General features: G+C 42.3%; 19 protein-coding genes and 1 pseudogene. 6 read left to right on the top strand and 14 right to left on the bottom strand.

Annotation, left to right across the window (positions count from 1 at the left end; all coding sequences use genetic code 11):
* Positions 1-100 precede the first annotated feature (100 nt).
* The 3 genes and pseudogenes from J8Z25_RS01065 to J8Z25_RS01055 all read left to right on the top strand — a co-directional run bounded on the left by J8Z25_RS01065 (position 101) and on the right by J8Z25_RS01055 (position 2,488).
* On the top strand, positions 101-289 hold the full coding sequence (locus J8Z25_RS01065; protein ID WP_054562832.1) for a YgaP family membrane protein: 189 nt from the start codon (positions 101-103) through the stop codon (positions 287-289).
* A 1-nt stretch (position 290) separates the two neighbouring features.
* Positions 291-635, top strand: a complete 345-nt coding sequence (locus J8Z25_RS01060) for a rhodanese-like domain-containing protein (RefSeq protein ID WP_130049958.1) — start codon at positions 291-293, stop codon at positions 633-635.
* 62 nt (positions 636-697) lie between these two features.
* A pseudogene (locus J8Z25_RS01055) lies at positions 698-2,488 on the top strand (alkaline phosphatase D family protein).
* On the opposite strand, the gene J8Z25_RS01050 reads toward J8Z25_RS01055, so the two are convergent.
* The 5 genes from J8Z25_RS01050 to J8Z25_RS01030 all read right to left on the bottom strand — a co-directional run bounded on the left by J8Z25_RS01050 (position 2,485) and on the right by J8Z25_RS01030 (position 11,606).
* Positions 2,485-3,027 (bottom strand): PH domain-containing protein, encoded by a 543-nt coding sequence (locus J8Z25_RS01050; RefSeq protein ID WP_130052212.1) that lies wholly within the window; start codon positions 3,025-3,027, stop codon positions 2,485-2,487. The pseudogene J8Z25_RS01055 and the gene J8Z25_RS01050 sit on opposite strands and share 4 nt — an antisense overlap.
* Positions 3,028-3,124: 97 nt before the next feature.
* Complete coding sequence (locus J8Z25_RS01045) at positions 3,125-7,441, bottom strand: alpha-1,6-glucosidase domain-containing protein (RefSeq protein ID WP_250661540.1); 4,317 nt, start codon at positions 7,439-7,441, stop codon at positions 3,125-3,127.
* Between the two features lie 22 nt (positions 7,442-7,463).
* Positions 7,464-10,358 carry a TonB-dependent receptor gene (locus J8Z25_RS01040; protein WP_178926505.1) on the bottom strand — a complete coding sequence of 965 codons (2,895 nt, stop codon included), beginning with the start codon at positions 10,356-10,358 and terminating at the stop codon, positions 7,464-7,466.
* Between the two features lie 186 nt (positions 10,359-10,544).
* Entirely contained in the window at positions 10,545-11,162 is a 618-nt protein-coding gene (locus tag J8Z25_RS01035) for a LysE family translocator (protein WP_250661539.1), read from the bottom strand.
* A gap of 39 nt (positions 11,163-11,201) precedes the next feature.
* Positions 11,202-11,606, bottom strand: a complete 405-nt coding sequence (locus J8Z25_RS01030) for a DUF3224 domain-containing protein (protein ID WP_130049963.1) — start codon at positions 11,604-11,606, stop codon at positions 11,202-11,204.
* Between the two features lie 77 nt (positions 11,607-11,683).
* Between J8Z25_RS01030 and J8Z25_RS01025 the strand changes: the two genes are divergently transcribed.
* Positions 11,684-13,456 (top strand): ABC transporter transmembrane domain-containing protein, encoded by a 1,773-nt coding sequence (locus J8Z25_RS01025; protein WP_250661538.1) that lies wholly within the window; start codon positions 11,684-11,686, stop codon positions 13,454-13,456.
* 225 nt (positions 13,457-13,681) lie between these two features.
* Here J8Z25_RS01025 and J8Z25_RS01020 read toward each other — a convergent pair whose 3' ends face one another.
* Together J8Z25_RS01020 and J8Z25_RS01015 are read right to left on the bottom strand one after the other, a co-directional pair.
* A complete protein-coding gene (locus J8Z25_RS01020) occupies positions 13,682-14,314 on the bottom strand; it encodes a YiaD family glycine zipper/OmpA-like lipoprotein (RefSeq protein ID WP_130049965.1) in 633 nt (210 codons plus the stop codon).
* A gap of 80 nt (positions 14,315-14,394) precedes the next feature.
* Positions 14,395-15,264 (bottom strand): substrate-binding periplasmic protein, encoded by an 870-nt coding sequence (locus J8Z25_RS01015; protein WP_130049966.1) that lies wholly within the window; start codon positions 15,262-15,264, stop codon positions 14,395-14,397.
* A 33-nt stretch (positions 15,265-15,297) separates the two neighbouring features.
* Here J8Z25_RS01015 and chrA point away from each other — a divergent pair, with 33 nt between their 5' ends.
* The gene (chrA, locus tag J8Z25_RS01010) at positions 15,298-16,434 is read left to right on the top strand and encodes a chromate efflux transporter (protein ID WP_250661537.1); all 1,137 of its coding nucleotides are present in this window, start codon (positions 15,298-15,300) and stop codon (positions 16,432-16,434) included.
* Here the strand turns inward: chrA and J8Z25_RS01005 are convergent.
* From J8Z25_RS01005 to speA, 4 genes are read right to left on the bottom strand one after another with little or no spacing between them, the layout of a single operon-like run.
* Positions 16,431-17,681, bottom strand: a complete 1,251-nt coding sequence (locus J8Z25_RS01005; protein ID WP_130049968.1) for a mechanosensitive ion channel family protein — start codon at positions 17,679-17,681, stop codon at positions 16,431-16,433. The genes chrA and J8Z25_RS01005 overlap by 4 nt on opposite strands.
* Positions 17,678-18,601, bottom strand: coding sequence for a 1-acylglycerol-3-phosphate O-acyltransferase, YihG family (gene yihG, locus J8Z25_RS01000; protein WP_130049969.1), 924 nt, complete (start codon positions 18,599-18,601; stop codon positions 17,678-17,680). The genes J8Z25_RS01005 and yihG (J8Z25_RS01000) overlap by 4 nt, the downstream gene beginning before the upstream one ends.
* A 28-nt stretch (positions 18,602-18,629) precedes the next feature.
* Complete coding sequence (yihG, locus tag J8Z25_RS00995) at positions 18,630-19,508, bottom strand: 1-acylglycerol-3-phosphate O-acyltransferase, YihG family (RefSeq protein WP_130049970.1); 879 nt, start codon at positions 19,506-19,508, stop codon at positions 18,630-18,632.
* 21 nt (positions 19,509-19,529) lie between these two features.
* A complete protein-coding gene (gene speA / locus J8Z25_RS00990; RefSeq protein WP_130049971.1) occupies positions 19,530-21,410 on the bottom strand; it encodes a biosynthetic arginine decarboxylase in 1,881 nt (626 codons plus the stop codon).
* 198 nt (positions 21,411-21,608) lie between these two features.
* On the opposite strand from speA, the gene speE reads away from it, so the two are divergent.
* A complete protein-coding gene (gene speE, locus J8Z25_RS00985) occupies positions 21,609-22,472 on the top strand; it encodes a polyamine aminopropyltransferase (protein WP_054562846.1) in 864 nt (287 codons plus the stop codon).
* A 56-nt stretch (positions 22,473-22,528) separates the two neighbouring features.
* Here the strand turns inward: speE and J8Z25_RS00980 are convergent, their stop codons facing one another.
* From J8Z25_RS00980 to J8Z25_RS00970, 3 genes are all read right to left on the bottom strand, one after another.
* Entirely contained in the window at positions 22,529-24,130 is a 1,602-nt protein-coding gene (locus J8Z25_RS00980; RefSeq protein ID WP_130049973.1) for a methyl-accepting chemotaxis protein, read from the bottom strand.
* Between the two features lie 74 nt (positions 24,131-24,204).
* Complete coding sequence (locus J8Z25_RS00975) at positions 24,205-25,434, bottom strand: hypothetical protein (protein ID WP_250661536.1); 1,230 nt, start codon at positions 25,432-25,434, stop codon at positions 24,205-24,207.
* Positions 25,424-26,038 (bottom strand): methylamine utilization protein, encoded by a 615-nt coding sequence (locus J8Z25_RS00970; protein WP_130049975.1) that lies wholly within the window; start codon positions 26,036-26,038, stop codon positions 25,424-25,426. Before J8Z25_RS00970 ends, J8Z25_RS00975 begins: the two co-directional genes overlap by 11 nt.
* Between the last annotated feature and the right edge of the window lie 106 nt (positions 26,039-26,144).

Here is a 26,144-nt window from a genome sequence, read left to right as displayed (position 1 = left end):
AAAGTATAGATTGATATATTAGAAAAGTCTAATATTAGAATTTACTAATGTAGGTTTTTCTAATATATTGAATGCATCACTCTGTTATTGAGGTCTTATTATGAAACTAAATGACGCGCTTCGCCTAATTGCTGGTGTAATGATCTGTATTTCATTGTTGCTACAACAGTTTCACAGTCCGTTGTGGATTTGGTTTACGGTATTTATTGCTCTAAACTTAATTCAATCGGCATTCACTAAGTGGTGCCCAATGATCACTATTTTACGCAAACTTGGCATGGAGGATTAGTATGCTGACACCAATTCCTGACTTAATGAAAATTATTGCCCCAAACCAGCGCCGCATTAACGCTGACCAAGCAAAACAAGAATTAAGCGAAAATCACGGTTTATTAATAGACGTACGTGAGCCGGCTGAACACGCCACAAAAGCAGCGACAGGTGCTATTAATATCCCGCGCGGTGTACTTGAAATGAAATTAATGGAAATTGAAAAAGATCCTGCAAGGCCAATTTACTTACACTGTGCAAGTAGTGCCCGTGCCACACTTAGTGCCGAAGCACTTACTCGTGTTGGCTACGAAAATGTCACTGTAATCACCTGTAATGCAGAACAAATTTGCCAAGTGTTTTAGCTTCATAGAATAGTAACACTGGTCGGATAAGCTCGTACTTTTCTATTTGTAGGTACAGAGCAATGACTTTTACACGCAGACGCTTTTTAAAAGCATCGGCGGCTGGTTTTGGAGCCGCCGTTTTATCTTTCGGTTTAACTGGCTGTAGTCTTAATGACGATGATGAGGAAACCACAAAGCAGACCCCTGTCAGCTTTGATCACGGTGTTGCTAGTGGCGACCCGCTAGCTGATAGCCTCATCATTTGGACTCGCATAACCCCACTTGAAAACGTCAAAAGTGTTAACGTAGTTTGGCAAGCCTCAACGGATGCTAACTTCACAACTATAAGCCATGATGGCGAAACTCAAGTAAGTGATGCAACCGACTATACCTTGAAAGTTGATCTGCAAGGTCTCGATGCCAACACCACCTATTACTACCGCTTCATAAGTAATGGTAAAACGTCACCTACTGGAGCAGGTAAAACGCTTCCAACCGACAACATAGAACAAGTAAAATTTGCCGTTGTCTCTTGCGCTAACTATCCTGCTGGCTACTTCCATGTGTATGGTGAAATCGCAAAACAAACCGATTTAGATGCAGTACTACACTTAGGTGACTACATCTATGAATATGGTAATACAGGCTATGCGACTGAAGATGCTGCCGAACTAGGCCGTTTATTACCTGATGACAATAGCGATGAAATCATTTCTTTAGCTGATTACCGCAAACGTTACGGCCATTATCGTAAAGACGAGAACCTACAAGCTGCCCATAGTCATTGTGCATTTATTACTGTTTGGGACGACCACGAAATAGCAAATGATACATGGCACAGTGGCGCAGAAAATCACAACGACGGCGAAGGTGAATTTAGCGAGCGAAAAATGCATGCGCTACAAGCTTATTTCGAATGGATGCCAATACGCAATGTCGCCGATAAAGAACGTATTTATCGACGCTTTGAGTTTGGCAATTTAGTGTCATTACACATGCTCGATACCCGTGTTTTAGCTCGCGATGAACAAATTAACTATGCTGATTTCGATTTGGCTACTAGCCAAGGGCAAACTGACTTTGTTGCAGCAATCAGCTCACCTACTCGTGCTTTATTAGGTAACGAGCAACTCACTTGGCTTACCGATGGTTTAACGACAGCAACAACACAATGGCAAGTACTTGGACAACAAGTGCTGATGACTAAAATGCATTTGCCATTTGAGATTCTGCAATTACTAATGAATATTCAAGTAATTCAAGCTAGCGGTGCTGATCCATCGGCATTACTTGCTCAAGCAAACACGTTATTTAGTGAGCTTGCGCAAATTAAAGGACGCATTTTAGCTGGAGATCAAAGTGTTACAGCACAAGAGCGAGCACGCGTAGAAACGACAGCGCCCTATAATCTTGATGCATGGGATGGCTATGCTTATGAACGTGAGGTAATACTTGGGACAGCAATTGCAGCGCAAAAGAACCTTGTCGTTTTAGCGGGTGATACACATAACAGCTGGGCAGGACAATTAGTCACTGATGCCAGCAATCCTGTTTCTGCTCAAGCCGCTGCCGGTGTTGAGTTTGCGACATCTTCGGTTTCTTCACCAGGACTTGAGAACTACTTAGCGTTAAATACACAATCGAGCGAAGCTGTCGCACAAATTGAGCAAGTCATTGCATTGCTGGTTAACGACTTAGCTTATAACAACTTAGTTGAACGCGGCTACTTAACTGTCACCTTTACTCAGCAACAAGCAGTTGCCCAGTGACATTATGTAAGTAGTGTCAAAACAGCCGATTACACTATGCTTAACGAGCGTCAAAAAGCGCTCAGCGTACAAGCTGGTAGCCCTACTTTACAAATGGCCTAACGCTTTTCATCTAATAGCGTAACTAACATTTGCTCAATGTTTTTTACGCTATAAGTAAGTGAACGTAGCAGTTCTAACTGACTGTCTTCAGGTTGATGCTCTGGTTTAGCGCTGCTAGTTTGAGTCATCTCATCTTTTTGTTTCAAGATTGCTTCGCGAAACTTCTCAGCATCAATCACTCCGAGTAATGATACCAATGCACCTTGCCCCGACTGACCTGCCGTTTCAAAGCTCAGTCGATAGAGACCAAATTGACGCATTAAGGGACCTTGACTTAGTGCTACATCGGTTATTTTTTCAAGTGGGATCGACTTTTCTTCTTTAAAAAAGACACCACGCTTCACCACTAATTTACGAGTTAACAAAGTAGCTGACATCGCCGCTAAAATACGCCCTGCCACCAGCCAGATTATTAACGCAACAATGGGAATGAAAGGGATACCTACCATACTAATCATACAGGTAAAAATACCCAGTAATAACCAATACCGTTTTACTTTGGGATCAAAACTGGCACTCAATAAACTGGTTTCTGTCATCATAGACTCCTTGATAAGAGTTATGACAATATACAAACTTTTCATTAAATACAAAAAAAGCCGAGCTAAGCCCGGCTTAAAGGTACTGCAGGGAAAGCTATTCCACTGCTTCAACCGTCACTGTTAGTTTACTCAGATCGGGTCCTTGCACGGTAAAACGGTAATCACCCGCTGTCGGGATATTCAAGGCGATATTAGCACCAACGGCTTCTAGTAAGGCCGCTTCACCAATCACAGCGACAGGTGCATCACCACTGCCGCCATAATCTACTGTACTCCAATCTTCAGAAGCAACTTTGAACTCATAGTCACCAGCTTCTAATGTCATGGTTGTACTGTACATCGCATCACCTGCATAAATTAGAGGGTTATCCGTTCCCCAGCCATTGACGCTGCCGCGTAAGTATACTTGAGTTTCCCCAAACATTTCTGCGTTGAACACGGCCATAAGAGGCTCTTCGAGATTACTGGCGTCAAATACAAACTGATATTGACCATCGGTTGTAATATCAATTGTCATGTTTGCACCTTTTACTGCAAGCTGTTTTTCTGTGCCTAAAGTCACAGCCGCACTACTCTCACCTGAGCCATAATCCACCGTGCTCCAATCCTCAGAGGCCACTTTGAATTCATAGCTACCTGCAGATAATTGTTTAGTGAAGGTGTAAATACCTTTACCTTGATACATCAACTCGTCACTGGTACCCCAATCGTTTAAGCTACCGCGTACATAAATCGGTGTGCTAACAAATGGCTCTTCGTTATATACCTTAAGTATTGGGTTATCGGTGTCTGTGGCATCGAATGAGAATACATAAATAGCATCCATTGCCGCCGTAAAGGTCATATTGGCACCACTGCGTGTCAATGGCTCATCTTCGCCTTCGATCACTTCAGCATCATCTGCAGAAAGCGCACCAAAATCAACGGTAGACCAATCTTCAGAAGCGACTTTAAACTCATAGCTACCCGCTGTTAGAGGAATCGCAATTTTGTACTCGCCATTACCCACATATTCAAAGCTATTTGCCGTGCCCCAGTCGTTTAATGAGCCACGAACATAAACCGTTGTGCTACCAAATGGCACGATATCTGGCGCACCTACAGTAGCATCCGCACTTAGGCCTTCGCCTTGTGCATCACCTTGTGGTTTCACAAACACTGCAACAGTATATGGCGGAACATTAAAGGTACCTTCACCCTCACCAGCTATAAAGCTTGCCGCTGACATACTTGAGTCAACACTCGCTTTTAAAACAGGGTGAAGCTCAAAACCCGCAGCAGTTGATACCGTATGCGATAAGCTTTGCTCAGTACCGTTCATAACCACTACAATGGCATCGTATTGGCTATCTAGGTCAGTCAACCCAACGCCATCATCGATACTCATCACTACTAAACCTTGCTGTTGACGCTTACCAATATTGTGAAAGCCAACACGGTCTAAAATGTCTTGCTCTGTGGTTAAACTAAAGAGTGGGCTGGCACTACGAATTGCCAAGAATTCAGTAAATACATTACTTGCGTACTCAATGTCACTTGCCATCGCTTGTGCGTTAGGATTTGCTGAAATAGGCGCAATTTCGCCCCACTTCGCTTGGTTATCTTGCGCAGGCGGTAGGCCTACATTCCAGTTATTGGTATCCATACTAAAATCAACAAAGTTGAACCAATCACCAGAATCATAGCTGTTACGATCCATTGATTTAGAGCGCAACATATCCGCACCCATTTGCATAAATGGAATACCTTGGCTCATCAGTGGCATAGCTAGAGCCATATTGTGAACACGTACACGCTCTTCAATACTTAAGTTAGTGCCGTGCTTGTATTGCAGCTGATCCCATAGTGTTTCGTTATCATGCTTAGAGACATAGTTAATGCTGTCAGCCGGGTCAAGGGCGTAAGCCGCTGGCTGACCACTCCAGCTAAAGCTGCTGCCTTTTGCTGAATTACCTTTAAAGTCTTTAAGAATGTAGTTTTGTAAGTTACCTGCCAGTGATAAACGCAACGTATCTTGCTCAGATAAGTTGCCATCTGTGGCATTATTGCTAAAGAACGCACCACCGCGAATTGCTTCACGGATACGGTCATTAAAGGTACCTACCTCAGTGCCAGCCATATCCATTTGTTTCGCTTGCACAAACAAACGGTTATCTGCCACTTCACCAAAGTTCCACCCTTCACCGTAGAAATAGGTATCAGGGTCAACTGCTTGCACTGCACTAAGTGCAGTCATAATTGATGCTTTTGGCATATGCCCCATCACGTCAAAGCGGAAGCTATCGTAACCAAAATCACGAGCTAGAATCACCATAGAGTCAGCAACAAACTTATCCATCATGACATGTTCTGTTGCAGTATTTTCACAACACGTTGAGCGCTCAATATCACCCGATGTTTCGTTGTATCTATGGTAATAACCTGGTACCAGTTTATCGAAGACTGATTTGTCCCAGACACCTGATGATGTAGTGTGGTTGTAAACAACATCAAGCACAACACGCAAACCAATTTCTTGTAAAGACTGTATCATCGCACGCGTCTCTTTAACTCGCGCTATACCTTCTGGCGATGAAGCGTAAGAACCTTCTGGAGCAATAAAGTGGTGCGGATCATAACCCCAGTTAAAGCTATCAACACCACGCATTGCATTGGCAAGCGCTTGTGCATCATCAGAGCCAGGTAGGTATGACGCCATAAGGTCAACAATTAATGCGTTTTTGTCTTCGGTTTTACATGCATCTGCATTGTCGTCAATGCGGCTACATAAATCACCTAAGGTTGCGGTAATATCAACACGCTGACTGGCATCTTCATCAATGGTGCCAATATCTGTCAGTGGCAGTAAATGAAAATGTGTTAAGCCATTATCAGCTAGCTTTTTAAGATGTTGCATTGGTGCACTATCAAGCTCAGTAAACGCAAGATACTTACCACGGTTTGCTTCACTGACCGTTTCATCACGAACACTAAAATCACGCACATGGCCTTCGTAAATGACCGCTTGCTCAGGGTAATCAACCGTTGGCACCATACGCTCATCCCAACCGGTCGGTTTAGTATCCTCATCATCAAGGTTAACCAGTTGGCTGTATAAACCATTGGTTGAAACGTTCAATGAATAGGGATCTGTGCTCCATAAGCTTTCAATTTTCTTAGTCGTAGGATGATAAACATCAAACATAAAGCGGTAGTAATGACGATCGTGACTGATATCGAGATTGCTTGACCAAATACCCGTTGCGCTATCAAAGGTCATAGCAAGTTGTTCAAGCTCTGTTTTATCAGCATCATAAAGCGCTAATTTCATATTGCTGGCAGTCGGCGCCCATACCGACACATCAATGCCATTATTGGTGTAATGCACACCTAGTTGTGCTTCATTAGCGTCACTTTCGCCACTGGTATATAAATCATCTAGGGCTTTAGCTGTTTGCACATAGGTTGCTTCAATTAGCTTGCCATCAGCATCATAGCCTGCCACAACCAACTGTTGTTTAATAAGCTCTTTTGCTGCAGTTGCATCCCAGCTACCTTGGTATGCATTCCATCCAGCAAGGTGTGGCACTTTAGCGATTTGTTCATCGCTCAAAGATGTCGATGTAAGCTCAACCACTTGACCATTTAACTCACCAGTATCTTCATCGACAGCTAAATCTGCACTGCTTGACGAGTGTAATTTAATAATACTAGTCAGCTCATTACTTGGCTGGTAAATCACAGTAGATAAATCAATCCAATGCGCTGATGCACCAGAAATACTCACCGGGCGCTCACCTAAGCTAACAATTGGGTATTCAAATACTGATGGTTCACCATGAATAGTAAAGTTCATTCGTTGGAACTTTTCATCGTCCTGCATCAATGGCATTTTTAAATCGACATCACCAAACGCTTTGCCAGATCCTTCGGTACCAATATGCACGATGAAGTTAGCACACTCGTTATAACCTTCTTTTAGTTTTACAATCCAGTACGCACCATAGTTAGGATCAATACCATCGTATTCATGCCCATTGGCCCAATCAGTGGCATCAAACGGCGCTGCGTACGCATCACAGTCATCATTATTCCATGAGTGAAGACGGTAACCTTCATAGGCATCATCACTGGTGCGGTTATAGAATAAAATGGCTTCGTCATCTGCGGGGAAAACCACAGGGTCAGGAAGAGTTGGATCAGCACCAACTACACAGCTTTCATTATTCTCATCAGGTACCGTTGGTGCCGGACAACTAATCGGCGGTGGATCAACACACTCAGTACCCGCTTCATTGGGGACTTGCGGGACACTACAGGTCAATAAAACTTGCCCTGAATCTATATCGTTACTTGCGCCACCACCACATGCAGCTAGCAATACCATGCTGCATGCAATCAGTAAGCGGCTAAAATTAGCTATTATTTTCATGTTTTTATCTCCAGCTTACTGATCAATGGTTATAGGTAAAACCTAGATAAAACTGGCGACCAAAGAATTGCGTGGTCCCTGTTTTACTGGTTGTTCCAAAGTAGCTTTGTGTTGGTTCATCAGTCAGGTTATTCACTTGTAATAACATGCCGAATGAATCTGTGAACTGATACGATGTTTGGAAATCGACAACCGTTTCCGCATCAAAATTCACCACTTGCTCATTGACAGCAACTTGCTCTGAAACAAAGTCATCGCGATAACGCACATTCAAACGTGTTTCAAAGTTTTCATAGCTGTAAAAAAGTGTGCCGTTAAAGACATTGTTTGAAAGGCCAGGCAAATCTTGCGACACAGAATCGCCACCTAAATCAGTAATAGATTGCACTTCGCTCTCGGTATATGAGTAACTAGCGTTAATGCCTAGACCTTCAAACGGTGATGGTAAGAAAGAGAAAACTTGCGTATAGGCAAGCTCAATCCCACGAATATAACCACCTTTGGCATTATTAACCGCAGTAGTGTACACACCATTAGTAGTTTCGATTTGCTCACCGCTGACAGGGTCCACAATGTATTCTGGTACGTTAAAACCATTACCTTTGAAGTCAAAGTTCTCTATGGCTACCGTATCTATGAATGAGTCAATATTCTTATAAAACGCAGCAACAACCAGAGCACCATCTGTGTCTTCAAAGTATTGCTCGTATGAGATATCGTACTGGTCCGCATAGAAAGGTTTTAAGAATGGATTATTGGTACTTGAACCGTTAATTTCGCCGTCATTGTTAACCGATGCACTAGCATCACCTGCTAAACGGTTAATTGGAGCACGCGCCATCACTTTTGCCGCAGCAAAACGAATTTGTGTCGCGTCACTTACTTTAAAATTCAGGTTTAACGATGGTAAGTAATCAGTGTATTTAATACCTAACACGCTAGGCGCATAAAGGTCATTAACAATGCCATTGTCATCGACAATATATTGCGCACCAAGCTGCGGATCGCCACCGACATTTTCAAGTACTGTCGCTGACTGGTCTGTATCAACTCTGCGAATACCAAGGTTACCTGTGACTGGTAGAGTACCAATTTCGGTATCAATATTAAGCATAAGATACGCTGATACCACTTCTTCGTAAACTGATCCGCTTTGTAGCATGGTCCATGAATAGTTAGTAGTATAGCCTTGTGCATTTGGCTCACCATCACCATCTAAATCAACAACACCATCAGCATTACCCCAAGTTTGTACTGGCTGTGGAATACCATCAGGGAACCACGCATTGAGCGCTTTATCTAAATCTATCGCTAAGTATGATGGGAAATAACTAAATTCACCTTGCCAATCAACTACTGTAGTCATATCGTCAGTTAGACGAAGTGGCGGCTGTGTCGAAGAGAATGCGCCATCGTTACCGTATTCAAATACAGAGCGATTATTACTGTACTCACGGTCTGAATAACGAGCGCCAAATTCAATTGAGCTAAACCAATTGTTCTCTAACTCATATTTAAAATCGAGTCGAAATGCTTTTACTTCATCTTCATTTTCATACGGATAAATACCGTATTTACTCACCATAACTCGGTCGATATCGCTAAATGCATCGGCTTGATTAAAGCCAATATCAGGTAAGTTTAAGCCGTTCAATTGATAGTTAAGTGATACATTGGTATCAAACACAGGGTTTTCAACGGTAGCATCTTCTGCAACCAATGCCCAAAGTAAACCATTTCGGAAGTTACTCTTAGCACGTGATAGCGACACGTCAGCGTTCATGTTTAAACGCTCGGTAATTTGCCAATCTGCATTAATACCGTAGCTATCTACTTCATCGAAGTCTTGGTTATCATCATTAACGATTTCAACGCGAGTAAAGCTATTTGATGTGCGGTTAATCGCACCACCAATAACCGCATTACCATCAAGTACTGGGTTAGCATATACAGCAGATGGGCCACCGAACTTAACCCGGAAACCACGGGCAAATGACTCGCTATCAAAACGAGATAAAAACGCATCACCTTTTAATTTAAAGCTATCGGTTGGCGCCCATTCAATCGAGGTTAAATAGCCATTACGGGTTTCTTCACCGCCTAAATGCTGAAGCTCAAAACCCTCGCTGATGTATTCATTAGCAGGGTTATCTGCAGGGCCATCGGTATCATTTGCTAACCCATCAACATCTTTATTGCCGTTATATGCAAAGCCGATAAACTGAGTCGCCACACTTGGCTGGAATAAACGTGCGTAACCCAATGCGACACCTAATGTATCGTCAAGAAACTTACCTTGGTAAGAGAAGCTAATACGATCGCCGTATTCGGTAGCATCGAATACCTCTGAAGCACGGTCGTTATACATACCCCGCACATTAGCGGTAAATTTGTGTTGCTGGTCATTATCCAATGGGCTGGCTGTTTGTAACTCTACTGTACCCGCTACGCCCCCTTCTATAAGTGATGCTTTGGGTGACTTATACACCGCCGCCGAACTGATTAACTCAGACGGATATTGGTCAAACTCAATACTACGGCTACCACTGGTAGATACTTGCTCACGACCATTTAATGTCGAAAAAACAAATCCACCGGATAAACCGCGGATGTTTATTTCGGCAGCTTGGCCACCGGTACGTACCGCTGAGATCCCCGGTAGCCGTGTTAATGCATCAGCCATCGATACATCAGGTAATGCTCCTAAGTCATCAGCTGATAGTTGCTCAGAGACTGTGTCGCTAAAACGTTTTTGATTTAATGATTGAATTAAGCTGCGACTGAAGCCGCGCACTTCAATTACTTCAAGCTCAGGATCTACTTCCTTTGCCGATGTGCGTTCTTCTTCCGTCGCCGCCATTGCACTATTTGCTGCCACCAAGGCCAGCATAAGCGCACTTAGCTTGAATTTCCCCATTGGATTCCCACCCTGTTGTCGTTGGAGGTGTTGTATTTGTGGTTATTGTTGTTGTCAAAAAACAACCAATAAAGTGTAACCAAAAGGTGAATATTGTGTGATGAATACGTATGCAATAGGAGCTTACTGGGGAGAGCTGCGATCACCTCCCTTTTTATTAGTGGTGTAATCGCAACAAAGAGAGATTTATAGGGTAATAACGACGCGAACTGCTAAGGTAATAAAAATTACCCCTAGCAATTTTTCAAACCATGGATTCGCCTTAGTAAAACCAAAACGCTTTTTTGATATTTCGGTTAACAGTGCAACAAGTAGATACCAGCCTGTATCGAGTACAAACACGGTTAAACACATGATCAACCCGACTTGCAAAGTCAGATTCTCTGGGTCAATAAACTGCGAAAATAGGGCTAGAAAGAATACCGCAAGCTTTGGATTTAAAAAAGCAATGGCAAAACCATCTTGCAAAGCGATGCGAGGACTTGGCTTAGTCTGCTCAACATTCAGTGTTTGCGGGCTAGGTTTAGCTAACAGAATACGAATCCCCAAATAGGCGAGATATGCTGCACCGCCATAGACCAGCACTTGATAAAGCGTTGGTAACTGAGTCATCAGCGCGCCTAAGCCAAGTAACGAGGCACACGCATAAAAACCAACCCCAATACCATGGCTTAACGCCGCTAACATGCCGTTCTTCAAACCTCCATGTAGACTGTGCTTTAAAACCACAGCTAAACTTGGCCCCGGAGACATAGCACCCATCACGCAAATTAAAACTAAACTCAACCACTCAGTTAGTGTCATTATTCTTTATTCTCTATTAACAATAAAACTGATGTAATGTTAGTCCATCAGTTGGTATTCAAAGTCATAATAATGAATACCCGATTCAATTCGAATTGCCATTTTACCTGAAATACCTTCAAGCTCTCCAGCACCGGAGTCAGGCACCACTTCTAAAGTTAATCGGTCAGTCCCTTTATCCATAGTGCCAAAATGTTGCAGTACAAAACTACCTTGCTTACCTTCTAAGCTACCAACAACTTGCTCAATTGCTACATAGCCTGCACTGCCTTGAGTTGCAGTCATGGCACTGAGCATTTCGCCTTGGCTTGTTGCCTCTAATGGGCCTGAGAACTGTTTATCAATCGACATGCGTCCTAAATTAACGCCATCTTGGCCTGTGGCATAGCCGCCAATTGGATTTAATTTTACGCTGAATTGACCACTGATCGTTGTAGATTCCATACTAATCCCTTAATAACTGTTGATTTTTAGAGCGTTGATAACCATATCTATACCCTATTCACCAATAAGAATCTAGCATGCCTAACAATAAAGAAAAGGCGGCATTTAGCAGCCTGTTACCAATTTTAGCTTTTATAAAACCCTATAAATGGGTGGTGTTTGCAGCGCTTGGCGCCTTGTTGCTCACCGCTGGTGTGAACTTATCACTTGGACAAGGCGTTAAATTTGTTATTGATCATGGCTTTATTGCTGGCTCACAAGCTCAGCTTCAACAAGCGGTGATGGTGTTAATTGGTTTAATAAGCTTATTGGCTGTAGGTACTTTTTGTCGCTTTTATTTAATGTCGTGGATTGGTGAGCGAGTCAGTAACGATATTCGTAAAGCTGTGTTTGATCGCATCGTTACATTACACCCCAGCTACTTTGAAGAAAACCGCAGCGGCGAGCTGATGTCGCGACTAACCACCGACACCACCTTGTTGCAATCTATCATTGGCTCCTCTTTTTCGATGGCATTGCGCAGTAGCTTAATGCTGATTGGTGGCTTGGCTATGCTACTTATCACCAACCTAAAGCTAACTCTTGTGGTTGTTGCCTGCGTACCCGTAGTACTACTGCCGATGATGATTTTTGGTCGCAAAGTACGAAAGCTCGCAAGTTCCAGCCAAGATGCTATTGCCGATATCAGCACCTATGCAGGTGAGATCATTCAAAATATCAAAGTCGTGCAAAGTTATAGCCATGAAGAGCGTGAAAAAGCGGCATTTAGCGAAGAGACAAACAAAGCGTTTCAAGTAGCGAAGAGCCGCATCAAACAGCGCTCGTTTTTAATTGCTGCGGTTATATTCCTAACCTTTAGTGCCATTAGTGTGATGCTTTGGGTTGGCGGCAGTGACGTATTAGCTGGCACCATGACAGGTGGTGAACTAGGCGCTTTCGTGTTTTACGCAATTATGGTGGCCATGTCTGTAGCAACAGTTGCAGAAGTATATGGGGAACTACAAAGAGCCGCAGGGGCAGCAGCACGATTGTTAGAGCTACTAGCCGTTGAAAGCATGATCCAAAATCCGGATACGAATAACGATGCACAATTTGAAGCAAACAAGCTCACCCACCCTGCTATCCAATTTAATGATGTGTCTTTCCATTACCCTTCAAGGCCTGATAAAGCCGCTTTAAATACACTGAATTTACAGGTAAAGCGGGGGCAAACTGTCGCTATAGTTGGCCCGTCAGGCGCTGGTAAAACCACACTGTTTGAATTACTGCAACGTTTTTACGACCCAAGTTCAGGAAGTATTTCGCTGGCAGGCATTGACATAAAAGCGCTTTCCCTTGATTGCTTACGCCAGCAAATGGGTATGGTGGCACAAAACCCTATTTTATTTAGCTCGGACGTAATGCATAACATACGCTATGGCAACCCAAGCGCCACCGACGAACAAGTATATGCTGCGGCTAAATATGCCCATGCCGATGAGTTTATTAATCAACTACCTGATGGCTATCACAGCTTTTTAGGGGAGCAAGGTGTCAGGCTTTCTGGTGGGCAAAAACAACGCATAGTCCTCGCGCGAGCAATATTAAAAGACCCAGCTATCTTATTGCTTGATGAAGCAACCAGTGCACTCGATGCACAAAGTGAGTTTCATGTACAAGCTGCGTTAAAGCATCTAATGAAAGACAGAACAACACTCATTATTGCCCATCGTTTAGCAACGGTTAAACATGCCGATGTAATTGTTGTAATGGATAAAGGGGAAATAATTGCAACTGGTACACATCAGCAATTGTTTGAGACTAACCCATTGTATAAACAATTGTGCGAATTACAGTTTAATCGAGATTAAAAAAGAGGAATGTCAGGTTTGAAAGGGCATATCAAACCTGACCACAACTTTAGATGTAATACCAATTAGCTTAATTAAGTAGTCTATTTTGAGGCAATAAAACCTCGTTGATAACAAGGCAAAAATTTCGTTATTTAGTTGTTCTAAATCAGAAATTTTTAACGCAGTTAGCGACAGGTTTAATCCCTCAAAATGATTAAGTATTATTGCGGATTGGTATAAAATCTAACCTTGTGTATTTGGTACGATCTGAATTTCTACGCGACGGTTTAAAGCACGACCATTTGCTGAGTCATTGCTCGCTACAGGACGCGTTTCACCATAACCTTTTGTGCTAATGCGCGCAGACATGATCTGATGGTTAACTAGGTAATCTTTTACGCTTTGTGCACGCTGCTGAGACAACGTCATATTGTAGCTATCTTTACCTGTGCTATCTGTATGACCTTCAACACTTAAATACGTTTTTTCGTACTTATTCATCACGTTAGCAATCGCGTCTAGCGTGCTGTGGAAACCTGATGAAATATATGACTGATCTGTCGCAAAAGTAATGTTTGATGGCATGACCAGACGGATATTATCGCCTTCACGAACCACTTCAACACCAGAGCCCGCTAGCTCATCGCGAAATGCTTCTTCTTGCTTATCCATATAATCGCCAACGGCTGCACCAGCTAATGCACCAATAGCTGCACCAATGAAGATACGTTTATCGTCGTGATCACCTGTTGCTTTACCTAGTACTGCACCTGTTGCGGCGCCAATCGCAGCGCCTTTACCTGTATTAGTTGTCTCACAACCTGTTAAAAGAACGGCTAAAACGCCCACTGTTAAAACTGATTTTGTAAAAGTCATGTGTCTCTCCATGGCAATTATTCAAATTGAATTGTTAACAATTATGAATGAGTTTCTATGAACAAACGATGAAGAGTGGGTTACTTATCAAGTGTTACAGTAGTAATCGGAGGTAAGTTATATCTTTTGACCAATTCTGTTAAGCGGCCATTTAGGACTAACGTATTGAGGCGCTCTTGAATTTTTTCGGCCAAATCTGAGCGTGCGAATTGTTTACTTAACGCAATGTGACCATATATGACATCTTTATGGCGATACGGCATTTTTACGATTTCTTGTGAAGGTCGCTGCAGAAATACAGAGGCATGATCAGCTGTGCTCTCAACAGCAATCACTAGCTCAACACGATTTTTTAATAGCATTTCAAATGCATTATTTTCACTTAAAGCCTCAACTTTTATAAGTGTTTTATCGTTATCGAAACGAGGAAAGTGTGCTGCACCTCGCATTACAGCAATACGTTTACCGGCTAAATCTTGATAGCTATTTATTTCAAGCTCGCTATCAGTTCTTGCATAAAACACAAAAGAAGACGACAACATCATGTATGGAGGGGTGAGAAACTGCATTTTTTGTTCACGCGCTTTGGTGCGAATGAGTCCGCCCATCACATCTAGTTCATTTTGTTCGAGCATTTTCAGACAACGAGAAAACGGGCAAGCAACATACTCAAGTTTGATTGGTAAAGTACGCCGCACCTCACGCATAATATCAACAATCGCGCCGCTCACTTTACCATCTTCAGTGACCATGCCATAAGGAGGCGCATGATCAACAGCCACCACAACCTTCTCAAAAGAAGTTGCAAGTGCAAAGCTGCTGCATAGCGATAACAATAAACAGGTAATATAGCGTTTCATAGTGATACTCATAACTACGTTCACTCGTTCTCTATATTGTAGACGGCCTTGTGTCATAAAAACCACAAAAATGTCATACAATTTTGTCATAATAGAAACATTCACCCTGGAACGGCAAAAGTAATGTTATTCATCATCTTTAAACAATTCTTTTTATTAGGCTGTATGAGCTTTGGTGGTCCTGCAGCACACCTTGGTTATTTTAAGCGCCACTTTGTTGATAATTTAAAATGGCTTTCAGCAGAACGTTATGCTCAACTAATTAGCCTGAGCCAAGCGTTACCAGGCCCGGGGTCGAGCCAAGTTAGCTTTGCAATGGGGGTTGAAAAAGGTGGGCTACTGGGAGGTCTTTGTGCTTTTGTAGGCTTTACCCTGCCCTCATTTTTAATCATGTTTTTTCTGGCTCTCAGTGCTCACCAATTTGGTGATATTTACTTTGCAGTCATTGCTGGACTTAAACTATTTGCTGTAGTGATCGTTGCCGATGCAACCTACAGCATGGCAATGAGCTTTTGCAAAAGCCACTTACATAAACTCATGGCAGTACTGAGTACTGTTGCGCTGATTGTATTTTCACAGTTATCAAGTCAAATTTTAGTACTTATTGCAGCTGCAGCCATAGGTTGGTTTTATCCTCAGCTTAAACTGCCAGAGAACCAAGAACATAAACCTGTGAAAATTGCTTGGTTACCGCTTGGTTTATTTACCGCCTTGTTACTGATGAGCTTTTTACCTTTAGGCGAGTGGTTCTCTTTGTTTGCCCCATTTTACCAAACAGGCGCTATGGTCTTTGGCGGCGGCCACGTTGTATTACCCATTTTACAAGCTGGTGTGCCGAGTCTTGAAACCGAGCAGTTTTTATCTGCTTATGCCAGTGCTCAGGCCATTCCAGGACCAATGTTTACCATAGCAACATACCTAGGCGCACAAGTGTCTCCAAATACGCCACTTATAGGTGCAATTGTCGCGACCATCATGATTTTCTTGCCGGGATTTTTATTGATGTTAGCTTTTATGAAAAGCTGGCTACAACTGGCTGATAAGCCTCGCTTTGCAGGCAGTATTTCAGCATTAAATGCCGCCGTGGTAGGCTTTTTAGCTGCCGCCCTTTATTCACCTATTTGGCAATCGGCCGTGCAAAATCTGTGGCAAGTAGCTTTAGTTATTGCGGCATTTACTTGGCTAAGAATAGCAAAGCCACCAATTTGGTGGCTATTGTTAGGATTTATTGCTATCAGCGTACTGATTAGTCAGTTTTAAGCTTTTTCACGCACAGTGTTAGCAACCTTGATACTTGGTTTTAGCCCTGTTTGGGATTCGCTTGTACTTAACTGCCCAGTAACACTTTGATAAGGTCTAAGTCCAAATATAGGCAACACAGCAAGTAGATGATCCATAATCTCTGCTTGCAAGTGCTCATACGAAATCCAGCGCTTATCTTCACTAAAGCAGTAAAACTCAATGGGTAAACCATGATTCATCGGTTGTAACTCACGCACCATTAAGGTTAAATCACGATTAATTTTTTCGTGCTGTTTTAAGTAACCTTCAGCATAACGACGGAATAAACCAAGGTTTGTCACCGGATCAGGCAAGCTTGAAACACGAATATAATCGTTAAGTGGGATAGCAGCATCAATTTGTTCACGAAACGCATCATCGACTAAACGTATACTATTCATATCAATATTTAAAGCACGCTTGATACGACGACCACCTGACTCTTGCATACCTCGCCAGTTTTTAAATGATCCAGCAACCAGCATATAAGTTGGGATAGTTGTAATGGTGTTATCCCAGTTTCGTACTTTTACGGTATTTAAGCCAAGGTCGATAACCTCACCGTCTGCGCCATAGCTATCCACTTGGATCCAATCACCATAGGTCACTAAACGATTAGCTGCAATTTGTATACTGGCTACAAAACCCAAAATAGTATCTTTGAACACCAGTAAGGTGACCGCAGCTATCGCACCAAAACCTGAGAGAATATATGTCGGTGACTTCTCTAGTAAAATGCTCACAATAAGGATGGCACAAACCATAAAAGTGATAAGTTTTACTACCTGTATCAAACCCTGAATCGGAATATCACGGGCAAAGTCAAGTTGGTTATAAATACCACCTGCAATACTCACCACACTACTTAAAATGAAACCACCATAAATGATCAGGGCAACTTGCCCCACGGTTTTAAGGACCAACGAGGCAACATCATGGACAGGATATACGTAATCAAAAGTTGCCAAATAAAGAACGCAACACAATGCTCCAGCAAAGCGACGATTGAGCTTATTGAGCATAGGTGTCAGCGCGCCAATGCGCTCTGGTGAAAGACGAGTAACAACCTTTTGGATGCCCGGCAGTAGCAGGCGGCGGGTAAACGTATAGATTATTAGTAATGAGCCAACGCCGATAGCTGTCGCCGTTAATGCGCTTAACAGCGTCGCGTCTGGCATTGATTCAAACCAAGGCATCACCAATTCTTGCAGGTGAGTTTGCTTCATGGCGCTTCAACCTCTTTATTGATGTTGGCAAGGTACTCAGCTTGCTGGGCTTGATGATAAGTTAGTAGCTGAGCGTCTTTTTGCAACCATAACTCATTAATATGTTGTTGAAAAGCTGTTCTAAAAGCTCTGTCATGCTGATAATCACCAATCATATCTGCGCTAATTGCTTGCACATGCATCTCAACTTTTATGACATTAAGACGACCACGCATCAGATTTCGGCAAATATGCTCGCCTTCCCCCTGGTAAATAATCGAGGTATTTAATAATGCATCAAACTGCTCACCTAATACCTCAAGGGCAAATGCAGTACCACCCGCTTTTGGCTTTAAGAGGTAAGTAAACGGGCTATTCTGTTTACTGTGTTTTTGACAAGTAAAGCGAGTGCCTTCAACAAAGTTAATTATAGTCGTTGGGTGATTACGAAAATCGCGGCAACTGCGTTTGGTACGCTCTACATCAAGTCCTTTCAGCTTGGGATTTTTTGCCAGCTGCGCTTTGCTAACGCGCTTCATAAAAGGCATACCCATAGCCCAAGCGCCGGTGCCAATGAACGGCACATACTTCAGCTCGTCTTTTAAGAAGAATTTTGGCGCAGGTAACACATCAATCGCACTTAACACAACAATGTCGAGCCAACTCATATGATTAGAAATAAGTAAGTACCAACCATCTTTACTGATATTGCCTTTAATATCGATATCAATCGTTGGGCAACCTAACCACAAAGCGAAACGGTTACCTTTGCACCAACCACGATAAGCTACATGGAGAATATCGCTAACCACTTTAAACGGTAGTAATAATTTAAGCACACCGAACAGCAGCACTAGCGTGCCCCAAATAATCACATTAGCAAACAAAACAATGCTGACTAGGATGCCTGTTAACCAATTTGGTAAAAATTTCTTTAACATATATGTGCTCTCGACTGCGTTAGCAATACTACTGCGTTTTTGCTTCTAACTCGGCTAGCTGCTGATTTTTTTCATCCCAAATGCGATTTAACTCAGCTTGAAAGTTAACTCTAAAGTCAGCATCACCGGTGTAATCACCGATTAAATTAGGGCTCACTTCCATCACTTCTACTCGCAAATCAACTTGCGTAACACGACCACTGGCAAAATCAACAAAGCTCGGAATACCATCAGGATAATGAATGGTTACATTGACCACTTTTGAAATTTGTTCACCCATAGCTTGCATAACAAACGCAACCCCGCCCGCTTTTGGCTTTAACAAGTGTTCAAAAGGGCTGTTTTGGCGTGAATGTTTTTCGGCAGTAAAACGTGTGCCTTCAACAAAGTTAACGATACTTACCGGCATTTCTTTGAACTTTTCGCAAGCTTTGCGCGTTGTTTCTAAGTCCTTGCCACGTAATTTAGGGTTTTTCTTTAATTGTGATTTGCTAGTGCGAGTCATAAAGGGAAAATCTAATGCCCACCACGCAAGACCTAAGAAAGGCACGTAAATTAGTTCTTTTTTTAAGAAAAAGTTTAAAAAAGGAATGCGGCGATTAAACACGCGTTGCATTACAACAATATCTACCCAACTTTGATGATTAGCGATCACCAAGTACCAATCTTTTGCTTTGAGCTGCTCAAGTCCGGTTACGTTTAGCTTATAAGAAGCAAATAAGTTTTGGTTAATACTGTTACAACTCACCCACATAGTGGCGCATTGCTTAGCAACCCAACTCATTAATTTTTGCAGAGGTTTAATTGGGATCAGTTTAATCACGCCACAAATAAAGATGGGCACGAACCAAAAAAGTGTATTGAGGGTGTAGAATAAAAAACTGAACACACAACGGATCATGGACATTACTACTTATTCCTTTAATGCTTAATCTTCAAAATACGTGTAGCCAGAAAGGCCAGCATTTAGTTCTGACAAATATTGTGCCTTAGATTGCTCATCAATTGCCAGTGACTTAACCCGTTTTGCAAAGTTTTCAGCAAGAATGTCACTATCATAATCAACAAACTTTAATACGTCCTTAACGCTGTCACCTTTAATCGCGTTAGTCAGCTGATAACCGGCTTCAGTAAGCTCAACATGCACTGAATCTGTGTCGCCGAATAGGTTATGTAAATCACCTAAAATTTCTTGATACGCGCCCACTAAGAACATCGCAATGTGATATTGCTGGCCTTGCTTGTACTCAGGTATAGGTAAGCTGCTCTCAATGCCGGTACCTTCAACATAGTTACGAATTTGTCCATCAGAGTCACAGGTAATGTCTTGAATAATAGCGCGTTGCGTTAACGGCTGATGTAGGTTTTCAACAGGCATCACAGGGAATAATTGCTGAATACCCCAAACATCAGGCAGTGATTGGAATAATGAGAAATTAACGAATAGCTTGTCGGCCAGTTTTTCGTTTAAATCGTCTAACACTTCACGGTGGGCACGGGCATTTTCGCTGAGGGATGCTCGAACGCGGTGTAAAATGGTGAAATACAGCTGCTCAAGCTTCGCCCATTCAAGCATAGTGAGTAAGCCATGCACATACTGATCATGAGCTTCACTAAATAGATGCATTGCATCATGATAAATTTCCAGCGCCATACGCGGTGTTAAACGCTGTAAACACTGCCACATTTCATCTAGTACCAATACGCTACCGGCCTCAGGCGCTGTTGGGTTTTCATGATTTGGCGCACGCTCAACATCGATAACATCAGTAATTAATACCGCATGATGCGCTGTTAACGCACGACCTGATTCGGTAATAATGGCTGGGTGTTTAAGGTCATGTTGTTGGCACACTTCAGCAAACGCATTCACTACATTACGTGCATATTCATCAACACTGTAGTTCATTGAACACGAACTACGTGAACCAGACCCTTCATAATCAACACCTAAACCGCCACCTACATCAACTGTATTAAGTGGCACGCCTAACTGAGTTAACTCAGCAAAATGGCGAGCACATTCACGCAGTGCCCGATGAATATCACGGATATTGGCAATCTGAGAGCCAATATGGAAATGCACTAGTTGCATTAAATGAAGTTTATTACGCGACTTAAGTAGCTCAACAGCAGAAAGTACTTGGCCTGCAGTTAAACCAAACTTGCCTTTTTCACCACCGGTATTTTGCCATTTACCTTTACCTACCGAGTTTAAGCGAATACGGATACCGATTGATGGCTCAATTCCTAAGTCATCAATTTCAGCTAACAAGGTAGTCAGTTCAGAGAGTTTTTCAACAACAATGTGAACCTTGTGCCCCATGCCTTGACCAATACAGGCCAAGCGCAAAAATTCACTGTCTTTGTAGCCATTACATACAATGGTAATTGGCTCTTTCGCTACACCTAAAATCGCCATAAGCTCAGGCTTTGAGCCGGCCTCAAGGCCCACTAAACCACTTGGATGAGCGAGTAGTTTACTCACAACAGAGCGCTGTTGATTAACCTTAATTGGATAAACACAAGTATAACTACCTTGATATTCACGGGCGTTACACGCTTTGGTAAAAGCACTCGTCAGAGTATCAACACGATTTTGTAGAATGTCAGTAAAGCGTACTAGTACAGGTAAAGTAAGACCTTGCTTTTTGAATTGCTCGGTCAGTTCAGATAAAGACACCGCAGCTTTAGTTTGATCACCATCAGGGTAAGCCACCAGCTCACCTTGCGCGTTAATGTCAAAGTAACCGTCACTCCAGTGAGCAACATTGTATGTATCGCGTGCTTTGTCTAAACCCCAAGTCATGGCAATATCTTCTGTAATTTCATTAAATATAAACGCACATTTTAATACGCTAGGGCTGACCACGCTAACAAAAATTGCGCTATATGCCAAAGTGATAAAAAATATTCGCTATACTGATTAAAATTTGATTGAGCAATTGGTCAAGCACTGGCAAAATTGCCCCCCTTTTTTACCATTAACCAAAAGTGTATGAGCAAGATGGCTAATTTAGATCAAAACAACTGGTTCACTGAAATTAGTGACCGTGATGGTAGTGCCTTTTCACTACGCATTACTAAAAAGCTTGATGAACAACAGTCGCCATTTCAAAAAGTAGAAATGTACGAAACAACTGACTTCGGTAATCTGATGATTATTGACGGTTGTACTATGGTAAGTAGCCGTGAAAACTTTTTTTATCACGAGATGATCAGCCATCCGGCATTGCTTGCACACCCAAATCCAAAAAATGTTGTGATCATTGGTGGTGGTGACTGCGGTACATTGCGCGAAGTATTAAAGCACCCAGGTGTTGAAAGCGTAACACAAATTGATATCGATGAAGTCGTGACACAAATGTCACTTAAATACTTCCCTGAGCTGTGTGAATCAAATCAAGATCCTCGCGCTACAGTGATGTTTGACGACGGCATCAAGTACATGCGTGAAGCAGCCCCTGAATCAATCGATGTAGTGATTGTCGATGGTACAGATCCTGTTGGTCCAGGCGAAGGTTTATTCAACCATGCTTTCTATACGAGCTGTTTAACTGCACTTCGCCCTGGCGGTATCTTAATTCAGCAAAGTGAATCACCACTTATGCATATGCCACTATTAGTAGAAATGCGCGATGCGATGACAGAAGTGGGCTTTGTTGATCTACAAACTCTGCCTTTCCCACAGCCAATTTACCCAAGTGGCTTATGGTCAGTAACCCTTGCTCGTAAGTCAGAAGCATTCGCAGGGTTTCGTGAAGATGATGCAAATACACTGGCGCAAAGCACAGAGTACTATAATGCAGGTATTCACCACGGCGCATTAGCGACACCAAATTATATGAAGCGTGCTTTTGAGAAAAAGTAAGCGTTTTAGCTAGATGTAAAAAAGGGCTCATTGAGCCCTTTTTTGTTGGCTTATGATTAGACTTTAAATCGATTTACTAAATGATTGAGCTCATCAGTGAGTTGGTTCATACGATTAGCTACTTCTTGTGTTGAACTTGCTAAGCCGCCCCCTTGTTGGGTTTGATCGTTTAAGTCTGATAAATTTTGGCTAATTTCATCTGCCACAGCAGTTTGCTCTTCCGTCGCTTGCGCTGTCTGCATCGCCATATCATTTACCTTAACTGATGACTCTTGCATTGAGTTAAGCACATCATTGGTTTGTGTAAATGACTCAACCGCTTCATCGGCATAGCGCTTACCACTATTAATAGCTTGCAGTGACTGCTCAACGCTTGTAGCAAACTGTTCAACCATAGTTTGAATGTCATTAGTACTTTCTTGTGTGCGAGTTGCTAGGGTACGAACCTCATCAGCAACGACCGCAAAACCGCGACCTTGCTCACCGGCGCGCGCGGCTTCAATTGCAGCATTCAGAGCAAGCAAATTTGTTTGTTCAGCTATTGCTCGAATTACTTCAAGCACTTTGGCGATGTTGTCTGAGCTTTGCTGCAATTCTGTTGAACGCTGGCTGGCATGCTCCATGTTGTCTGACAGCGCAATAATTTTACGGCTTGAATTATCAACCGCAGCTAAGCCTTGTTTAGCTAGCTGTTGTGAATTATCGGCTTCATGAGATGAGTTTTGCGCCACATTGGCCACTTCGCGACTTGCTACACTCATTTCGTGTACAGCACTGACTATCGACTCAGACGCTTGGCTGAGCTTTTGATTTACTTGGTGGTTTTGATTAGCAAAGTTGTCTAAATCATTACCAAGATTATGTAGCTCTTTCGCTTGTTCTAAAATATCTTTGATTAACTGTTGTAAGTTATCTAAAAAGCGGTTGAATGCAGTAGCCAACTCAGCAAATTCATCTTGCGTTTTAACATTAATACGACCTGTTAAATCTCCATCTCCAGAGGCAATTTCGTTAATTCGTTCTGTGACAAAGTTAATTTGTTTTGTAAGCTGGCGTGGCACAAAATAACTAAACCAACCAGCAACTGCCAGAACAACTGCAATCATCAGCATAAGCATCACTTTAAAGCCCATTACTTTATCCATCAGCTTTTCTGTTTCTGCTTGAGAGGTTTTATCTGCCGCTTCACCGGCTTTATCTAAAATATCACGTAGTGCCGAAAAGGATTGCTCTGCAGCTTGTCTTTGCGAAGCATCAGCAGGGTTATTTATGTAACTTGTTGATGCTGTGTACCATGCATCAAATGCGCTATCAAAGTTACGGAATTGACTCGTAATCTCAGAGTATGGCGACATATAAGATAGATATTGCTTAAATCGTTCTTTAACTTGCTCGGCATTTTCTTGGTGATCTGTTAGTTGCTCTTTATCACCTTTCATTTGAGTAACAAGATGCAACTCTGCCACTTTAGCTTGGTACAGGTCTCGGTCAGCATTAACAACCACAGAAACCGCATTTAAGAAACGTTCTGACTGTGCATCAATCGCTTCTTTTTGAAGGTTAATTAGATAGGTATAGCCGGCAATTAAAATGACGACAGCAATGCCAAGTAGCACAATTGGTAAAGAGCTTTTGACGCGAATGCTTTGTAACTTCATACATTATCCCAATTCAAATTCTAATCAGCACGTTCATTAGAATGTTAGTAGAAAAACTAAAAAAGTGTATGAAATTAAAAAAAACAACTCGCTGAAAATTGCAATTGCTGCTGCGAGTTATGCTCATTAAATCCCATACCGGGTCTGTTTTGAGCGTCACTGCTCAGCACTGAATATTCAGCACCTACTTGCCACTGAGTTGACAGTTGATAACGCCAACTTGCGGTTAAAGCTTCTCCACGACTTTGGTTAGGATCAAATTGCCAATCATCATGATCGCTAACCTTGAAATAATCATACCTAATTGTGAGACGATGCTGGTCTAACTTGTGGCTTAATAAAACAAAATGACTATAAAAATCATTATCTACCCCACGGTGAGGGCCCATTGAAGTTTTACCATCTAACAATTGCGCAATAATGCGTGTTTGCTTATTAACTTTATATAGCCAAGCAACGCTTAAAAAGCGAGTATCCCATGCGTATTGACCAGTATCGGTATTCAAAGCACCTGGATCGCCATTGTTATCATAATAATAAACACGTAATTGCGATCGCTTCTGATAATCCCAATGCGCGCCAACGTAATAACCAAAGCGGCCATCAACTTCTTCGAAAGGCTCAACATGCTCAGCTTGCTTACTTAACTGATACCAATTAAATGAATTAGGGGTTGCAAAATCAATACGTTCATTAAAGGTAGTTTGCCTATCATGCATAGCAAAGCCCCGCCATGACAATAAAGTACCGGCGGGATCATTGCCTTTAAACACCGAGGCAACCCCTTCAAAGCTGTGGTTACTTCTAAACTGTCGACCTGGGCGCTTAATGCTTGCCTCTAAACCAAAAGCACGTACCTCTTCACCAATCCATGTATTAATCGCAGAATTAGTATAGTTATAAGGTGACATCCAGCCACTTTGTGGATTCTCTAGTGACATTTTTGGATAAAAGCCACCAGCTTTAACAGCCCATTTGTAGCGACTTGCAGTGAGAGGCTGATATTGTAAATAAGCCTGAGTAAAGCCTACTGACAGTTCAGGATCTGGATGAGCGTTAAGCACAGTATGCGCAGACCAATCGCTATTTAATTCAAAACGACTACTTAGCATAGCTTGTGATATTACGACACCATCATGCTCTTGGTCATAACGGTATAAGCCGATTCCCTTACGCTGATAACTCGACAGTTGGTCGCCACGCACAGCCGTTACGGTTAGCTGCCCATCATGCTCGGCAAAGGCCTGTATAGGTAACCCCACAACACTAAATAATGCCAAGGCGTGCCATTTATTAATAATCATCAAATTCGTCGCTGCTTAGTTCTAATTTTGGTAATAAAGTTTGTTTTAACTGATAACTTAATTGCTTAGCCGTGTTTTTGATCTCGATGGTTTCTGGTGTGCTGATATCATTAAATCGGTCATGCCAAACAGCCAAAGTAAACTTACCTTCAGGTAAGCTTAGTTCAACCATACCTTGCTCATCGGTTTGCCCATAAATACCGCCATCAACGACTACAATATAACCCAGCATCCAGTCATGAATGTTACAGCCAAGCTCGACAACGCCTGTTTGTGCAAAGTTAATCGGTTTTTCTGGTTTATCGTGGTAAAGCTTTAACTCAAATTGCTTTGTTTTAGAAAATGAATAAACGTGGTGCATGATTGAATCAAGGTTAGGAAACTCAACATTAGCCCCTTGTGGCACTGCCAGCACATGAGGCACAAAGGCACGTTTTTTTTGACTCATAGTATAATGACTATCAAGAGCTGTAACTTGTTTTGAACCTTTAAGCCAAACCACGGCATTTTTGAGAGGTTGATTCTGCTTATCAACTATCTGTATTTGCTGTGCCAATAAACATTGACTAAACAATAGTAGTAGCAACAGGGTTATTCTTGTCATTTTTGCTAAACCTTTTTAGGTGCTGGACTTGGTATCGCAGCGTTCACTTTGTTGAATACGTATGCAGATCTCTCGTATTAACCGGCAAGTCACTTTATGCTTTAAA

Source organism: Pseudoalteromonas sp. SCSIO 43101, from assembly GCF_023650775.1.
GTDB lineage: Bacteria > Pseudomonadota > Gammaproteobacteria > Enterobacterales > Alteromonadaceae > Pseudoalteromonas > Pseudoalteromonas apostichopi.
Note: the sequence above shows the minus strand (reverse complement) of the source record. Positions and strands in the feature narration are given on the sequence as shown.

Excerpts from the sequence above, each read along its gene's own strand:
- yihG (WP_130049969.1), bottom strand. The coding sequence starts at position 18,601 with ATGTTAAAGAAATTTTTACCAAATTGGTTAACAGGCATCCTAGTCAGC.
- J8Z25_RS01060 (WP_130049958.1), top strand. The coding sequence starts at position 291 with ATGCTGACACCAATTCCTGACTTAATGAAAATTATTGCCCCAAACCAG.
- J8Z25_RS01045 (WP_250661540.1), bottom strand. The coding sequence starts at position 7,441 with ATGAAAATAATAGCTAATTTTAGCCGCTTACTGATTGCATGCAGCATG.
- J8Z25_RS01050 (WP_130052212.1), bottom strand. The coding sequence starts at position 3,027 with ATGACAGAAACCAGTTTATTGAGTGCCAGTTTTGATCCCAAAGTAAAA.
- J8Z25_RS01020 (WP_130049965.1), bottom strand. The coding sequence starts at position 14,314 with ATGACTTTTACAAAATCAGTTTTAACAGTGGGCGTTTTAGCCGTTCTT.
- J8Z25_RS01030 (WP_130049963.1), bottom strand. The coding sequence starts at position 11,606 with ATGGAATCTACAACGATCAGTGGTCAATTCAGCGTAAAATTAAATCCA.
- J8Z25_RS00970 (WP_130049975.1), bottom strand. The coding sequence starts at position 26,038 with ATGACAAGAATAACCCTGTTGCTACTACTATTGTTTAGTCAATGTTTA.
- speA (WP_130049971.1), bottom strand. The coding sequence starts at position 21,410 with ATGACTTGGGGTTTAGACAAAGCACGCGATACATACAATGTTGCTCAC.
- J8Z25_RS01040 (WP_178926505.1), bottom strand. The coding sequence starts at position 10,358 with ATGGGGAAATTCAAGCTAAGTGCGCTTATGCTGGCCTTGGTGGCAGCA.
- J8Z25_RS01035 (WP_250661539.1), bottom strand. The coding sequence starts at position 11,162 with ATGACACTAACTGAGTGGTTGAGTTTAGTTTTAATTTGCGTGATGGGT.
- J8Z25_RS01065 (WP_054562832.1), top strand. The coding sequence starts at position 101 with ATGAAACTAAATGACGCGCTTCGCCTAATTGCTGGTGTAATGATCTGT.
- J8Z25_RS01005 (WP_130049968.1), bottom strand. The coding sequence starts at position 17,681 with ATGAAGCAAACTCACCTGCAAGAATTGGTGATGCCTTGGTTTGAATCA.
- speE (WP_054562846.1), top strand. The coding sequence starts at position 21,609 with ATGGCTAATTTAGATCAAAACAACTGGTTCACTGAAATTAGTGACCGT.
- J8Z25_RS01015 (WP_130049966.1), bottom strand. The coding sequence starts at position 15,264 with ATGACAAAATTGTATGACATTTTTGTGGTTTTTATGACACAAGGCCGT.
- yihG (WP_130049970.1), bottom strand. The coding sequence starts at position 19,508 with ATGTCCATGATCCGTTGTGTGTTCAGTTTTTTATTCTACACCCTCAAT.
- J8Z25_RS00975 (WP_250661536.1), bottom strand. The coding sequence starts at position 25,434 with ATGATTATTAATAAATGGCACGCCTTGGCATTATTTAGTGTTGTGGGG.
- chrA (WP_250661537.1), top strand. The coding sequence starts at position 15,298 with ATGTTATTCATCATCTTTAAACAATTCTTTTTATTAGGCTGTATGAGC.
- J8Z25_RS01025 (WP_250661538.1), top strand. The coding sequence starts at position 11,684 with ATGCCTAACAATAAAGAAAAGGCGGCATTTAGCAGCCTGTTACCAATT.
- J8Z25_RS00980 (WP_130049973.1), bottom strand. The coding sequence starts at position 24,130 with ATGAAGTTACAAAGCATTCGCGTCAAAAGCTCTTTACCAATTGTGCTA.